Source organism: Sphingobium sp. CR2-8 (assembly GCF_035818615.1).
GTDB lineage: Bacteria > Pseudomonadota > Alphaproteobacteria > Sphingomonadales > Sphingomonadaceae > Sphingobium.
This window is the reverse complement of sequence record NZ_JAYKZY010000002.1, coordinates 1243138-1258904: the sequence shown is the minus strand read 5'-3', so window position 1 is coordinate 1258904 and position 15767 is coordinate 1243138. Positions and strand designations below refer to the sequence as shown.

11 protein-coding genes and 1 pseudogene are annotated in these 15767 nt (G+C 65.5%); 2 read left to right on the top strand and 10 right to left on the bottom strand.

Annotated elements, in window-relative coordinates:
• Nucleotides 1-49: 49 nt before the first annotated feature.
• Both U5A82_RS10050 and U5A82_RS10045 read right to left on the bottom strand, forming a co-directional pair.
• Nucleotides 50-868: an arginyltransferase gene (locus U5A82_RS10050; RefSeq protein ID WP_326290557.1), complete on the bottom strand. Its 819-nt coding sequence runs from the start codon at nt 866-868 to the stop codon at nt 50-52.
• Between the two features lie 115 nt (nt 869-983).
• Entirely contained in the window at nt 984-2231 is a 1248-nt protein-coding gene (locus U5A82_RS10045; RefSeq protein WP_326290555.1) for a threonine ammonia-lyase, read from the bottom strand.
• Between the two features lie 95 nt (nt 2232-2326).
• Here U5A82_RS10045 and U5A82_RS10040 point away from each other — a divergent pair, with 95 nt between their 5' ends.
• Both U5A82_RS10040 and U5A82_RS10035 read left to right on the top strand, forming a co-directional pair.
• Nucleotides 2327-3196, top strand: coding sequence for an NAD(P)-dependent oxidoreductase (locus U5A82_RS10040; protein ID WP_326290554.1), 870 nt, complete (start codon nt 2327-2329; stop codon nt 3194-3196).
• Nucleotides 3193-4896 (top strand): amidohydrolase, encoded by a 1704-nt coding sequence (locus U5A82_RS10035; protein ID WP_326290552.1) that lies wholly within the window; start codon nt 3193-3195, stop codon nt 4894-4896. Before U5A82_RS10040 ends, U5A82_RS10035 begins: the two co-directional genes overlap by 4 nt.
• Nucleotides 4897-4911: 15 nt before the next feature.
• On the opposite strand, the gene U5A82_RS10030 is transcribed toward U5A82_RS10035, so the two are convergent.
• The 8 genes and pseudogenes from U5A82_RS10030 to U5A82_RS09995 form a co-directional block, all read right to left on the bottom strand.
• A complete protein-coding gene (locus U5A82_RS10030; protein WP_326290550.1) occupies nt 4912-6042 on the bottom strand; it encodes a glycosyltransferase family 2 protein in 1131 nt (376 codons plus the stop codon).
• Between the two features lie 3 nt (nt 6043-6045).
• On the bottom strand, nt 6046-7395 hold the full coding sequence (locus U5A82_RS10025; RefSeq protein ID WP_326290548.1) for a sugar transferase: 1350 nt from the start codon (nt 7393-7395) through the stop codon (nt 6046-6048).
• A gap of 77 nt (nt 7396-7472) precedes the next feature.
• Nucleotides 7473-9368, bottom strand: a complete 1896-nt coding sequence (locus U5A82_RS10020) for an XrtA/PEP-CTERM system amidotransferase (RefSeq protein WP_326290547.1) — start codon at nt 9366-9368, stop codon at nt 7473-7475.
• Between the two features lie 10 nt (nt 9369-9378).
• On the bottom strand, nt 9379-10914 hold the full coding sequence (gene xrtA, locus U5A82_RS10015) for an exosortase A (RefSeq protein WP_326290545.1): 1536 nt from the start codon (nt 10912-10914) through the stop codon (nt 9379-9381).
• Nucleotides 10911-12137 (bottom strand): TIGR03087 family PEP-CTERM/XrtA system glycosyltransferase, encoded by a 1227-nt coding sequence (locus U5A82_RS10010; RefSeq protein WP_326290543.1) that lies wholly within the window; start codon nt 12135-12137, stop codon nt 10911-10913. The genes xrtA and U5A82_RS10010 overlap by 4 nt, the downstream gene beginning before the upstream one ends.
• On the bottom strand, nt 12134-13204 hold the full coding sequence (locus U5A82_RS10005; RefSeq protein WP_326290541.1) for a FemAB family XrtA/PEP-CTERM system-associated protein: 1071 nt from the start codon (nt 13202-13204) through the stop codon (nt 12134-12136). Before U5A82_RS10005 ends, U5A82_RS10010 begins: the two co-directional genes overlap by 4 nt.
• The gene (locus U5A82_RS10000; RefSeq protein WP_326290540.1) at nt 13201-14049 is read right to left on the bottom strand and encodes an XrtA system polysaccharide deacetylase; all 849 of its coding nucleotides are present in this window, start codon (nt 14047-14049) and stop codon (nt 13201-13203) included. The genes U5A82_RS10005 and U5A82_RS10000 overlap by 4 nt, the downstream gene beginning before the upstream one ends.
• Nucleotides 14050-14925: 876 nt before the next feature.
• Nucleotides 14926-15765: pseudogene (locus U5A82_RS09995) on the bottom strand (XrtA/PEP-CTERM system-associated ATPase); the annotation flags it as partial.
• Nucleotides 15766-15767: the final 2 nt, after the last annotated feature.

The window sequence follows — 15767 nt, the reverse complement described above, 5'->3', positions numbered from 1 at the left end:
ACAGTCATTGTCATGTCCGTCGTTGACGGCCTACAATCCCTAGCCGTGCCTATTTGCGAAACATGCCGACCAGTTCGAGGGGAAGCGGCGGCTCGTCGCGTTGCTGGACGCCCCGAATGGCCTGCGCCTGTTCGTGGGGATCGAACCGCACCCAGCCGGCACGGCTCAGCTTTTCGAGCGGGCGATAACGGATTTTATACTGCATGCGCTGCGATCCGTCGACCCAATAGCCCAGATAGACGTAGGATAGGCCCGCGCTGGCCGCGCGCGTGATGTGATCCAGGATGATATAGTTGCCCAGGCCCGGCCGATGCTCCAGCTTCGTATCGAAAAAGCTGTAGATCATCGACAGACCATCGCCCTGCCGATCGGTCAGGCACGCACCGATCAATTTGCCGGGACGACCGTCGACGCCCGGCTCGCGATACTCGATGATGTGGCTGTCGACCGGGGTCTGTTCGACCATGTCGGCAAAATCCATCTCATCCATTTCGGTCATACCGCCGCCAGGATGGCGGTCCGTCAGGTAGCGCTGGAGCAATGCGAACTGCTCCTCGGTCGACCAGGGCTTGCAGGCCGTGACCTCAAGATCGCTGTTGCGCCGGATCAGCTTGCGCTGAGTTGCATTGGGCTGAAATTCGCTGGCGACCACCCGCACCGACACGCAAGCCGAACAGTCCGCGCAACTGGGCCGATAGGCGACGTTCTGGCTGCGGCGAAAACCGATTCGGCCCAGCGCGTCGTTAAGCTCTGACGCGTTGTCGCCGCTCAGTTCGGTGAACACCTTGCGCTCGCTCTTGCCCGGCAGATAGGGACAAGGGCTGGGATTGGTCACGAAGAAACGCGGAAAGCGGAAGGCGGCTGTCACGCTCCAGGCTCCATTTCACGGCGACGGCAGGGTTCGATCATAGGGTCGACTATGCCGCCGCGCGCGCCCGCTGAAAAGGGCATTTACCACGAAAGTTGGAACCCCTTGCCGACGGTCAGGCGACCTCGATCGGGGCGACCTCATAGCCCGCTTCGCCCAGCGCCAAAATCAGCCGTTGCAGGTGAGCGCTGTCGCGGGTTTCGCACTCGACATCCAGGGTCAGCCCCTTGGCCGGCAGGTTGGTGAAGATGCGCTGATGCGCCAGTTCCAAGATGTTGACCGCTTCCTGATCGAAGATGCGGGCGACATGAAACAGCGCGCCGGGACGGTCCTGCAAGATGATGCGCAGGCGCGCCAACCGCCCCGATCGCGCGAGGTCGCGCAGCAGCACATTGGCCAGCAGGCGCGTGTCGATATTGCCGCCGGTCAGGACCAGACCGACATTGCGCCCGGCAAACTGCTCGCGATAGCTGAGCAGCGCCGCCAAACCAGCAGCGCCCGCGCCTTCCACGACTGTCTTCTCGATCTGCAACAACAGACTGAGCGCCTCTTCCAGCCGCCGTTCGTCGACCAGCAGCACATCGTCGGCCAGCCGCTCGACGAAGCGGCGGGTCAGTTCGCCCGGCTGCTTGACCGCGATGCCTTCCGCCAACGTATCGCCGTCGCAGGCCAGGTCCGCGCCCTTGATGAAATCATACATGGACGGATACAGCTCGGCCTGGACGCCGATCAGCCGGATGTCGGGCTTCATCGCCCGCGCCGCGGTCGCCATGCCGGAAAACAGGCCGCCACCGCCGATCGGGATGACCAGCGTGTCGATCTGCGGCGCATCCTCCAGCATTTCGAGCGCGACGGTGCCCTGCCCGGCCATGATGTCGGGCTCGTCGAACGGATGGACGAAGGTCAGCCCCTGTTCGACTTCCAGCATACGGGCATGGGCATAGGCGTCGTCGAATTTCTCGCCATATTGCACCACGGTTGCGCCATGGCCCTGCGTCTGCGTGACTTTAACCGTAGGCGTCGTGGTCGGCATGACGATGGTGACGGGTACGCCCAATCGCTTGCCATGATAGGCCAGCCCCTGCGCATGATTGCCCGCGGACGCCGCGATGACGCCCTTCGCCTTGGCCGCGTCGTCCAGCTGGATCAGGCGGTTGAGCGCGCCGCGTTCCTTATAGGCGGCCGTAAACTGAAGATTTTCGAATTTCAGGTAAACATTGCAACCCAGCATGTTCGAAAGCGTCTGGCTGATCAGCGTCGGCGTCTTAACGATCGAACCCGCAATCCGGGTCCGCGCGGCAAGGATGTCATCGACAGTGACGGGGAGCGGCAGGGCGCTTTCGATCTTGGCGAGCGTATTCATGATCGCGCCCTAAACGAAAATTGCGGGCGAAGGAACTGGCCCTGTCGGAAAACTGGCCTTATGGCAGGCGCGCACGCATCAATAGTATGAGGCATATGGCTACTATCGCATTTATCGGCCTGGGCGTCATGGGCGGCCCGATCGCTGGGCACCTGGCCAAGGCGGGGCATAGCCTCACCGTCTACAACCGCTCCATCGGCAAGGCGAAGCTGTGGGCGGAAACCTATGGCGGGGCGGTGGCGATCAGTCCGGCCAAGGCCGCGGAAGAGGCGGATATCGTCATCAGTTGCGTCGGCAATGACGATGATCTGTCGCAGATCACGCTAGGCCGCGAAGGCGTTTTCCGGACGATGAAGGAAGGCGGTCTGTTCATCGACCACACGACCGTGTCCGCCCGCATCGCGCGCCAGCTGTTCGTGGAAGGTGAAAGCCGGGGCATCCATAGCGTCGACGCCCCCGTGTCGGGCGGCCAGGCGGGCGCAGAGAACGGACGGCTTTCAGTCATGTGCGGTGGTAGCGAACCGGCGGTGGCCGCCGCCAAGCTGGTGATGCAGGCCTATGCCGCGCGGATCGTTCATGTGGGCAGTGCGGGCGCAGGCCAGACCACCAAGATGGTGAACCAGATCTGCATCGGCGGTGTGCTGCAGGGCCTGTCGGAAGCGCTGCGCTTCGCCCAGGCGGCCGAACTGGATCTGGACGCGGTATTCGAGGCGATTTCCGGCGGCGCGGCGCAAAGCTGGCAGATGGACAATCGCTGGAAGACAATGGCGCAGGACAGTTTCGACTTCGGTTTCGCGGTCGACTGGATGCGCAAGGATCTGGGCTTGGCCCTGGAAGAGGCGCGCGCCAATGGCGCAACGCTGCCGGTGACGGCGATGATCGACCAATATTATGCCGACGTGCAGGCGCTGGGCGGCAATCGTCAGGACACCAGCGCACTGGTCCGCCGGATCACCCGCGCATGAAGGCCGCGTGGCTGGCGGCCATCGCCGCACTCACCCTGCCCCTCCCCGCGCTCGCTGCGGGCGTGATCGACAATGTGAACGGCATCGCGGTCGACGCCAACGGGAAGCTCGTGCGTTTCGCCGCACTGATGATCGATGATGATGGCAAGGTCGAAAAGCTGCTGCCCGGCCGCTATCAGGAACCCAAATATGAACGGCCCAAAAAGCCGAAAAAGGGTCACCCCTGGCCCGAACCGCCCAAGGGGCTGGCGTTCAAGCTGGATGCGGGCGGCAAGACGCTGATCCCCGGCCTGATTGACGCGCATGGGCATGTCATGGGCTATGGCCTGTCGCTCATCACGCTCGACCTGTCCGACACGCGATCGCTGGCGGAGGCGCAGGCCAAGATCCGTGCCTATGCGCAGGCCAATGTCGGGCGGAAGTGGATCATCGGCACCGGCTGGAACCAGGAAAAATGGGGCCTGGGCCGCTTCCCCACCGCCGCCGAACTCGACGCCGCCGTGGGTGATATCCCGGTCTGGCTGGAACGGGTCGACGGTCATGCGGGCTGGGCCAACAGCGCGGCGATCCGCGCGGCGGGCATCACGCCAGCGACCAAGGCGCCGATGGGCGGCCGCATCGAAACCGCGGCGGGCAAGCCGTCCGGCGTCTTCGTGGACAAGGCGATGGACCTCATTCAAAAGGTCGTGCCGCCGCCCGCGCCCAAGGATCGCGACATCGCCCTGGAGAAGGCGCAGCGCGCGCTGCTGTCGATGGGCATCACCGGCATCGCGGACATGGGCACCAGCATCGATGACTGGCAGGCCTTCCGTCGTTCGGCCGATCGTGGCGCGCTGCGCGTACGGATCATGTCCTACGCCTATGGCATCGACAATATGGTGCTGATCGCCGGGCCGGAGCCGACGCCCTGGCTCTATGACGATCATCTGCGCATGGGCGGCGTGAAGCTGCTGCTCGACGGCGCGCTCGGGTCGCGCGGCGCATGGCTGCGCGCCGACTATGCCGACGCGCCGGGGCAGCGCGGCTTGCCGATGATCCCCGACACGCAGCTTCGCAATTATATGAGCCGCGCGGCGATGGATAATTTCCAGGTCGCCGTCCATGCCATTGGCGACGCGGCCAATCATGAATTGCTGAACGCGATCGAGGAACTGAACGATACCTACAAGGGCGACCGGCGCTGGCGGGTCGAACATGCGCAGATCGTGACGCCGACCGACCTCCCGCGCTTCGGGCCGCTGGGCGCGGTCGCATCGATGCAGCCGGTCCATGAGGCGTCCGACTGGCGTATGGCGACGACGCGGCTGGGCGAGGCCCGACTAAACGGGGCCTATGCGTGGAAGGCGATGCTGGACAACAAGGTGCCACTGGCCTTCGGCTCCGACGTGCCGGTTGAAAGCCCCAATCCCTTCGCGGGCATCGCCGTCGCGATGAGCCGCGAAGACGCCAATGGCGAACCTGCGGGCGGGTGGATGCCCGAACAACGCGTCAGCTTCGACGCCGCGTTGGACGGCTTCACGCGCCAGGCATCCTATGCCGGTTTTGCGGAGAAGAAGTTCGGCAGCCTGGTGCCCGGCCAGCGCGCCGACTTCCTGCTGATCGACCGCGACATTTCGACGTCGCGGGCGGCCGACATCCGTCAGACGCAGGTGCTGGAAACCTGGATCGGCGGCAAGCGGGTTTATATGAAGGGGCAGTAGCTCAGCGGGACTGATTCAGCGGGACTGGGCGGGGTTCCATATGGTGACGGTGCGCCCCGTCATCGCCTTGCCCACGCCCTGCAAAGTCGCGGCATAGGCGATCAGCACGTCGACCAGTGCGGCGAAAGGTCCGCTCTTCGCCCGCACGCCGATCCAGATCACCAGCGCCGTGCCCAGCGCGCCCGCCAGATACAGCGCAGGCGACATCCGCAACGCCAGCGCCCCCGCCGCGACCGCTCCGATCAGGATGAACAGCCCGCCGAACCAGCGCACGATCTTGCGCGACGCATATTTGAAGCGGTCGAGCGCCGACATCCGCCGCAACTGCGGCCGCAAATGCCTATGCGTGTGCCATGCGCGCGCCGCGATCCGCACCTTGCGCCGATATTCATCCTTACGCCCCGTCACCAGCCGCTCGCGCGCGATCACATCCTTGGCCTTCACCAGCCGCTTGCCTGCAAACAGCACCGCCATCGACACGGTCAGGTCGTCCAGCACGCTGTCCGGGAAATCGGGATAGAGGCTGCGCCGGATCGAGAAGATGGAGCCGTCCGCGCCCAGCACATTGCCGGTGCGTGATTCTTCGTCCTTCAACTTCTCTTCGATGCGCCAGTAGAGCGACCCGACCGAAGCGGTCGCGCTGCCTTCTGCACCGACATAGTGCAGCGATCCCAGCACGCCGCCGATCTGCGCATCCGCATAGCGCGCCAGCAGATTGTCGACGGCATCAGCGTCCAGCAGCACATTGGCATCGGTAAAGATCAACACGTCGCCGCGCGCGCGGGCAGCCAGTTGCTTCATGCCATGCGCCTTGCCGCTGCGCCCAGGCCCCCGCACCAGCGTCACCAGATCGCCCTGCCTCGCGATCAGATCGCCGGTGCCGTCCGAAGATCCGTCATCGAACGCCAATATCTCAAGGTTCGGGTGCCGCGCCTTGAGCATCGCCAGATTGGCGAGCTTTTCGGGCATCGCCGCCGCCTCATTATAGGCGCAGAATAGCAGGGAGGCGCTCGGCAACGGCGCGTCGACGGGCGTTTCCGGCCGCGTCGGCATGGTCCGCAGGATCAGCGGGTAGACCAGAAAGGGCCACACCACCACGATCAGGCAAAGCAGCAGGACCGCGCCAAGGATCAGGTTCGTCGTCATCGCTCAATAGGCCTTGTGATGGACCAGCACGCCCAGCGTCGCGACGATGATCCGCAGGTCGCGCCACACCGACCAGTCGCTGACATATTCCAGGTCCGACTGGAGCCGGTCGATCAGATCCTGATGATGGTCGGTCGACCCGCGATGGCCGCGCACCTGGGCCAGGCCCGTCATGCCCGGCTTGATGCAATGCCGCGCCCAATAGCGCGCGTCGACTTCCCAATAGAGGCTGTCGCCTGCCTTCGCCGCGGCGGCATGCGGGCGCGGGCCGACGATGCTCATGTCGCCTTTCAACACATTGAGCAATTGCGGCAGTTCATCGATGCTGGTCTGGCGCAGGAACGCGCCGACCTTCGTCACGCGGTCGTCGTCGCGTCGGGTGAGCGTCGCGGCCTGATGATCGCTGGCCTCCGTCCGCATCGACCGGAACTTGTAGATGGCGAAGGGCCGGGCATCCTTGCCAATGCGGGGCTGGCGGAACAGCGCGGGACCGGGGCTGGTCATCCGCACCGCCAGCGCGGCGCCGATCATGATCGGCGACAGGAGGATGGTCGCGATGGTCGCGACAATCAGGTCGAACAATCGCTTGATCAGGCGATCGCGAAAATGCATGGGGCCGCCCGCGACGATGATGGTCGGCTGCCCGTCGAACTGATCGATCCGCGCAGGCGCGAAACGCAACAATTCGGGCACGACAATCTCCCCCCGCGCCGACAGCGATTTGAGTGCCGCCGACCAGTCGGCCATCCGATCGAGCGGACAGGCGACGATCACCCGCTCCGCCATGCCCACCGCTGCGGCCAGCCGCGCCGCCATGTCGGCGTCATGCCGCCCGGGATGCAGATTGGCCGCCGCCGCTTCGATCACATCCATATGTGGCCCGGTGTCGATCCTCACCCCGTCCATGATGACGGCGGTCAGATGCGGCACGTCGCCCAGCACGCGCACCGCCAGCCGGGCGACGGCCAGTCGCACCAGCGCCACCGCGACAGCGCTCAACCCCAGGCCCGTGATGAAGGTCAAACGCGACAGCTGCTCTGCAATCTTGCCCAGATAGACAATCAGCAGCATCAACAGCGCCGCCTGCGCCAGCGCCCAGAGCGCGCGCACGATCCCGCGCCGCACCCTGTCGATCGTGTTGATGCCATAGGCGCCGCCCTGCACCGCCAGCAGGGCGTAGAGCGGCGCGACCATCGCGAACATCACCAGCCCGTGCGGCTTGCCCGGCTCGCCCCACAACGCGCCCAGCACGAACCAGTTGGCCGCCAGAAACGCCATGAACAGCCCCGCCATGTCCCCCGCCAGACACAGCGCATAAAGCCGCAATCGCACGATTTCCTTGGAGACTGTCACTATTGCGCCCTGATTGTCGTCATGTGCCCCGTTGGCACCGGGGGGAGCGGGTTGCAAGGGTTGTCGAGCGTAGGCGCCTAGACCCCGAACAATCGCGTCAGCGACTTGTCCAGCATCAGCAGCTGCCACAGCAACCGGCCATGATCGGACACGCCCGATCGGTGATCCGCCGCAACCTTCGCCAGCATCTTGGTATCGAACCAGTCCGTCTTGGCCAGCGCCGATCCGCCTGCAATGGCCGTCGCTTCGCCTGCCAGCGCGCCCCGGAACCAGGCGCTGATCGGAGTGACGAAACCCATTTTCTGGCGATAGAGAATATCCTGCGGCAGGAACGGCTCCATCGCCTTTTTCAGGAGATATTTGCCGCTATTACCACGGATTCGCTGGCCCACCGGCAGTCGCGCGGCGAACTCCACAAGCCGGTGATCCAGCAGCGGCTCGCGCGCCTCCAGGCTGACGGCCATACTCATCCGGTCCGTCTTGGTCAGGATATCGCCGGGTAGCCAGATGCGGATGTCGGCATATTGCGCCCGGTCGAGCGGGTCGCGCGCGGGCGCATCCGCCATCGCCCTGACATACCGATCCTCGGCGCGATAAGCGCCCAACCGGCTCTTCATGTCCTGGCTGAACAGGCGCTGCCGCAACCCAAGCGGCGTCACGCCGACCGACGCGGCATAGGCCTCACCGCCTTCTCCTGCCAGTTCAAGCAGCGTCGATTTGGCGCGCAACCCACGCGGCGCCCAATCGGCCTTGGGATAATATTTGCCCAGCGTCCCGAACAGGGGCTGGCGCACCGATGCCGGTATCAACGAACGAAACCGCTCCCCCTGCATCTGGAAACGATGGCGACGATAGCCCGCAAAGGCTTCGTCCGCGCCGTCGCCCGACAGCGCCACCGTCACCTGTTCGCGCGCCAGTTCGCACACCCGGAACGTCGGCAACGCGGAAGCGTCCGCGAAAGGCTCGTCGAAATGAAAGGCCAGCCGGTCGATCAGCCCATAGTCGTCGGGCGACACGATCCGGGTGCGGTGATCGGTGGCGAAGCGGCGGGCGACGCGATCGGCATAGGCCGTCTCGTCCAGGCTGGCGACGTCGAAGCCGATGGTGCAGGTCTTGACCGCCTGGGCAGACGCTTCGGCCATCAGCGCAACCACGCTGCTACTATCCACCCCGCCCGACAGGAACGCGCCCAGCGGCACGTCGGCGACCATGCGCGAACGCACCGCCTGCCGCATCAGCGCAACCAGTTCCTCCTCCAGCGCTTCCGGCTTCGCCTTGGTCCGATCCGCAAAGCTGACATCCCAATAGCGTTGCGGCTGGGTCAAGGGCCGCCCCCGCACCAGACGCAGCGTCTCGCCCGCGCCCAGCTTGCGCACGCCTGCCACCAGGCAGGCGTCGTCGGGCACATAGCCATAGGCCATATAGTCCTCGATCGCCGACAGGTCCGGCGCGCGCCGCAGCAGCGGATGGGCGAGCAGGCTCTTCAACTCCGATCCGAAGATCAGGCTGCCGTCGGACAACAGCGCATAGTGCAGCGGTTTGACCCCCAACCGATCCCGCACCAGCCAGAGCGCCTGCGCCCGCGCGTCGAACAGGGCGAAGGCGAACATGCCATTGAACCGCTCGACGCACGCCTCCCCCCATTGGCGATAGCCATGCAGGATGACCTCTGTGTCGCTATGCGTGCGAAAGACATGACCCTTCGCTTCCAGCTCCGCCCGCACTTCGGCGAAGTTGTAGATTTCGCCGTTGAAAACGACGGCCAGGCTTTCATCGTCGGTCAGCATGGGCTGCGCGCCCAATTCCAGGTCGATGATCGACAGGCGCAGATGGCCCAGCCCTACGCCGGGCGCGGTCCAGATGCCGCTGCCGTCGGGGCCGCGATGCGGCATGGCATCCAGCATCCCGCGCACCCGCACGGGGTCCACGGGCTTGGCCGTTTCGAGATGGAAAATACCCGCAATGCCGCACATAGGGATCGCTCTAGCGGATGCCGACGCTGCGGTCAGCCAAAAGCTGCACATCGCCCAGATCGGCGAGGAAAGCCGATATGGCCAGATCGGACGGACGCCCTTCGTCATCTTCCGCCGACACCAGTATCGCGACAGCGCGCTGGTCCTGCCCCAGCAATCGCGCCTTCATCGTCGCCAGCTTGATCGCGGGCTTGCTGCCGGACAGTGCGTCCTCCCCGACGCGGTAGAAACTCACGACATGCCGCACGACTGGACCGGGCGCGGTGATCTGCTCACCCCGCGCGTCGGCGGGCGCGCGGGCGGGCGAGGACCAGACCCATTCGCTGTCAGGATCGGCTGCGCCCTGTGCGAAGCCCACCAGTTCGCGTTGCTCGTCCTGCCGCGCATAGGCGGCGATGGCGAGGTCCACGACCTGTCCCTTCCCATTGCGATAACGGCCCATCACGAAATGGTCCGCGCCATCGAACCGCGGCTTCCAGGGATAGACTTGTGACGCGTCGATGCGGCTCCAGCCGGATATGACAGGCAAGGACAATGTCGCGGGCAACGGGTCCGCGGCTGCCGCGGTGGCGGCGAGCCAGAGCGGCGCGGCGACGATCATCGCCAGCGCGCCGCCTGCCATCCTGTCGGCGCGCGACATAGGCCTGACCACGCCCTGCAAAGCGCGCGGATCGAACCAGGGATCGCCCGGCTTGCGATCGAAAAAGGGCCAGGCGGCCGCCATGACCACCGTCATGACGATCGCAAAGAAGACCCAGCCATAGACCACATGGTCGAAGCCCACGGCTGCGTCGACGGTCGTCAGATGCGCGACCAATATGGTGGCGAAGGCGCGCACACCATTGGCGAGCACCGACAGGCTGAGCGCGCCCGTGAGGAACACCACGCGGCGCGGCCAGCTGCGGAAACAGACATTGCAGACCAACGCCCCGTAGGCCGTCATCGCGATCAGGAATTTCGCGCCCGAACAGGCCTCCGCCACTTCGAAATAACCGGTCGGGGTGGTGATGAAGATGCCCTCCATATGCGCCGGCACACCCGACAGATCGAGCAGGATCATGGTCAGTCGCGCGGTCAACAGTTGCAGCGGCGGCACGATCTCTTCACCGAACGGCACCATGAAGAAGGCGTAGAACAGCGGAAAGAGCAGCGCCCGCGCGACTGCCGGTCCCAGCAACGCGATCGTCGCGCCCTGGAGCATGACGATCAGCGCGCCGTGGCGGACGACGGCAACACCGGCCGCCGCGCCCAGCAACCAGGCGAAAGCCCCCAGGCCCAGCCACACAAGGCCAGGCGCCCAGGCGACCGGCTCCAATTGCCGCAACCCCGGCAGACGCTGCTGCACCAGCCAGGCGATCAGCGGCGGGATGAAGAGACAATGGCCAAAGGTGGACGCATGCCACCAGATGGACACCATGCTGCGCACATCGGCGAAGAACAGCGCCAGGATCGCAAAACCGACGACGCCCAGCGCGATCAGATGGCCGCGCCAGCCTGCCAGATCGGCCGAAGACGACCGGTTCGTCGGGATCGCGCGACCGGTCACGCTGCGCGGACGCCTGCAACGGTGTCCCCAAACAGTAGGTCGGGCAGATGGGTCAGCGTTGCGGACCATCGGTACCGTTCTTCCATGCGAGCGCGCGCCGCGATGCCCAGGCGCTGCGCCCGGGTCGGGTCGTCGAGCAGCGCAACGATCTTGGCTGCTTCCTCGCCCGGATCGGCGGCGACCAGGAAATGCGCCTCGTCGCGGGCATCTATGCCCTCGGCCGCCTGCGGCGAAGCCACCACCGGCCGGGCCATCGCCATCGCTTCCAGCACCTTGTTCTGGATGCCGCGCGCGATACGAAGCGGGGCGACGACGACGTCCGCCGCCGCCAGCCAGCCGCGTACGTCAGGCACTCCGCCCGACACGATCACGCCCGGCACCGTGGCGAGCGCTTCCACCGCCTTGGCGGGATTGCGACCGACGATCGCAAAACGGGCGTCGGCATGGACGGCGCGGATCGCGGGCAAGGTCCGGCGCACGAAGCTTTCGACCGCTTCGACATTGGGGCGATAATCCATCTGTCCGGTGAAGACGAGCAGCGGACCTTGTCCACGATCGATCGTCTGGAAATCCGCCGCCGGGTCGAAATAGTCGAGCGCGACGCCATTTTCGATCGCGACCACCCGGTCGGGACCAAGGCCGCAGGCTTCGCGAAACAGTGCAGCCTCCGCTTCGCTCACGAAGCTGCTCACATCCGCGCGCGCCGCCGTCCGCCGCTCGAAATCCAGCAGCATCCGCCCTTCGCGCCGGTTGATCCAGCCCATCGGTCCACCACCCTGCGCACCATAGGCGGCATATTTGGCGGAATTGAAATCGACGAAATCCATCAGGAAGCGCGTGCCCGTCGGCAGCACCGGCACGAAATGCGCCATCTGCGCCGAATAGGCGACGACCGCGCGTATCGGCCGCTCCGCGAGCGTCCGGGCGACCCAGCGATGCAGGCCGGGATGGTCGAACAGCGACACCAGCAAGGATTGCTGCCGGGCAAGGCCGGTCAGCCCCGCCACAAGCCTGGACCGGTCGCGCATCAGTACGCATTGGCTGGTTGCGACCTGTGCCATCTCGCCTGCAAAACCCATGTCGCGATCGTCGTCGGCGAAGCAGCCGACATGGACGGGTGCGACCTGCGCCAATCGCTGGAGCAGATGATAGGATCGTATCTTGTCGCCCCGATCGGGCGGAAAAGGAACGCGATGGCAGAGGAAGAGTATCTCGCCGGTCATCCCAGCCCCCGCGCGATATGCGGCCCGATCAGGTTTGCGATCGGCAGCGGCAGACGCTTCCACAGGTCGATGCGCCGCTGGTATTTCGCGCTGGTCGGGTTGACGTCCCGCCCCGCCCCGTCCTGCGACCAGTCATGATAGACGCGCGGCGCAGGGTCGAAGCCGAAACTTTTCTTCCAGGCCGCCTGCCCGCTGCCGACCTTGGACCGGCCGAAATCGAAATGCGTCATGCCGCGCTCACGGGCATGGCCCATCAGGCGATAATACATCAGCTCGTTGGACCGCAGCCGACGGGCGTCCGCCACGCCCCCGCCCCAATAGGGCATCACCCGCCCATGATGATAAAGCGACAGCACGGCCGACACCGCCCGATCGCCATCGCGCACCACCAACAGATCGGCATCCTCGCCGAACTGCTGCAACACGCAATGAAACAGCTTCGCGGGAAAAACGGGCGTGCCCAGATTATGGACGCTGGTGGCGTAGACGCGATAATGGTCGCGCAGCAGCCGCTCGCTCCGCCCGGTTTCGACGCGCAGCGCCGCATTGGCCAGCGCCTTGCGCAATTCGGCGCGATGCTTGCGCGGCACGGCCAGCAATTCCGCTTCGTCGTCGGCCGCCAGCGGCCGGACGAAGCCGACATGTTCGCCCTCGCGCCGCCGCCAGTCGCCCCCCGGCGCCTGACCGCCCCGCAACTCCAGCGGCACGCCGCCCTTCTCTTCCGACAGCCCGCGTGCGGCTGCGGCAAGCGGGGCCACTGCCCGGTCGTCATCGGCCAATATGCCGCCATCCACCGCAAAGGCGGCGGACACCAGCGCCTGGCCGAACAAGCGGCTCTTTACATGATGCAGCGGCAGCAGTCCCCTTATGTCGCCCGATGGAGCAACAGCCGCGAATAATTGCGCGCGATGGCCGGTCGCCTGCGCGATCGCGCGCAGCCAGGCGGTGCGGTGAAAGGGCGTGCTTTGCGCATGCCCGGCGACGAAAGCGTCTGCCGCCTTCGCCTGGGCCGGGTCGGCGATATCCAGCGATATGATGCCCAGATCGGCGGCGTTGCCGACCATCATGACGCGCGCGCCGCTTCCGCATCGGCCAAGGCGTCGACGCGGGTCCAGGTAAAATCGCGGGTCAGGCGACGCAGCTTGTCCGCCATGACCGACAGGTTGCTATAATGGCGCAGGCGCGATCGCAGGGGTGCTTCCGCTACGCGGGGCTGGTCCGGATCGATTTCCCAAGGATGGAAATAGATGATCGCGGGCCGCCCGGCCTGTTCGTTCACCTGCCGGATCGCCCAGCGCGAAAAGGCATAGGGCAACAGGCGGAAAAAGCCGCCCCCGCCCGCCGCCAAAGTGCGCTTGCCCCATTTCGCGGTCGTCACCGGCAGTTCCACCAGCGGCGAACCCTCCACCGGCTTCCAGGCGAAACGGGGAGAATCGGGCCAGCCATAATGGTCGTGCCGGATCGGCGCGACGCTGGAGGAATAGCGATAGCCTTCCTCCGCCAATATCCCATGCGCCCAGGGCGTGCGCGGATCGATGGAGAAGCTGGGCGCGCGATAGCCGGTCACGGCCTGCCCGCTGGCATCCTCCAATATCGTCCGGGACTTGCGCAGGTCGGCGCGAAACTGTTCGGGCGTGAAGGTGAAGACGCGGGCATGATCGTAACCATGGCTGGCGACCTCATGCCCCGCTTCCGCGATGCGCCGCATCAGCGCGGGATAACGTTCCGCAACCCAGCCCAGCGTGAAGAAGGTCGCCTTCACATCCGCCTGCGCGAAAAGGTCCAGCACCGCGTCGCTATTGGCTTCGACACGATGCGCCAGACCGTCCCAATCGGCGCGGCGCAGCGTCTTTTCGAACGCCCCGACCTGGAACCAATCCTCGACATCGACAGACAGGGCGTTCTGCATCATCTTCCCAGCTTGGCTATCATGGTGCGTGTCGGCAAGCCGCCGTCAGGCCGCGACGCCCGCCTGCATGTCGACCATCTGCTCCTCGCGCTCGACCCAGTCGACCAGCAAGGTCAGCACGCGGCGAAGCGCCGTATCCTGTTCCTCGGCGCGAAATTCCAGTGCAGACAGCCGCTCCTCGATCAGCGTGAAACAGTCCTTGAGCGCTTCGGGATCGACTTCCGCCTGCACCGGCTGGCCGAAGGGCGCGTGCGACTGCACCGCGCGCAGCGACGCGATCTCGGCCCGCAGCGCTTCGATCTCGCCCGACATGTCGGTGCGCAGCGCCGCAATGTCCGGCGCGTCGATCGCCGCGAAGGACAATGGTTCGGCTTCCGTCAGTTCGTCAGGCCCAGCGATCGGTTCGACCCCGGCAAAGGCTTCGACTTCCGCCACCTCCTCTGACGCCGGGATCTCCGCGTCCACGACATCCTCATGCTCGACATCGTCCTCGATCGGCGCAGGCTCGGCTTCGGCCTCCACCGCGCGCGGTGGCGCGAAGGCAGCGAAAGTCGGCCGGGCAAAAGGTGCGACGGTGCTCGTCGTGGCAGGCGCGACCTCTTCCGGCTCCTCGTCCGTCTCGGCCTCAGCATCTACCGGATCGGCCGTTACGGCGGCCCATGCGGGCTGCGTCCATACAGCGTCCAGTTCGATGATCTCGTCTTCGACCGGCTCGTCCTCCGCGACAGGCACTTCCGCAGAAATAGAGGACGAAAGATCCTCCGTCGCCCAATCCGGCGCGACCTGTGCATCTTCGACCTCATCGACGACAGGCTCGTCCTCGACCTCCGCGTCGGCGACCGGCTCGACCGCCACGCTGTCTTCCGCCCTATCGAGCGCCGATGGCATCACCGGTGTCGGGGCCACATCGGTGTCCAGCCCCATATCCTCGACGACGGCGCCCACGACGTCCTCGTCGATCATATAAAGCTGCTCGATCGCGCCCAGCAACAGCACCCGGCTGGTCAGCGCGTTCAGGCGGCGCGGCACGCCTCCGGTCGCGGCGTAGAGCGCGGCAAAGGCGCCCGGCGTGAAGGCGGGATTGCCGGTCCAGCCCGCGATGGACAGGCGGTGGATGATATAGGGTTCGACCTCATTCGCGGCCATAGGGTCCAGATGATGGGTGGCGATGACGCGCTGGCGCAACTGCTCCAGGTCCGGCGACTTGAGAAGATCGCGAAATTCCGGCTGACCCAGCAGAAAGATTTGCAGCAGCGACTGGCCGCCCAGCTGGAAATTGGACAGCATCCGCAATTCTTCGATCGCGGAAACGCCCAGATTCTGCGCCTCGTCCACGATCAGCAGGCTGCGTCGTCCGGCGCGCGCTTGGTTATGCAAGAAGCCTTCGACCTGATGCAGGATCGCCGCCTTGGACAGGCCGTCTGCGGCCAGGCCAAAGCTGTGGGCGGCCAGCCGCAGCATGTCGTCGCCCTCGACCTGCGTCGACACGATCTTGACCGCGGTCAGGCGCGCCGGATCGATCGTCTGCATCAGATGGCCCACCAGCGTGGTCTTGCCCGCGCCGATGTCGCCGGTGATGACGATGAAGCCTTCGCCCTGCGCCAGGCCATAGCCCAGATAGGACAGCGCCTTGCGATGGGTCGCGCTCTCGAAATAATAATGCGGGTCCGGCGTCAGCTGGAACGGACGGCCCTGCAATCCGTAGAATTGATCGTACATAT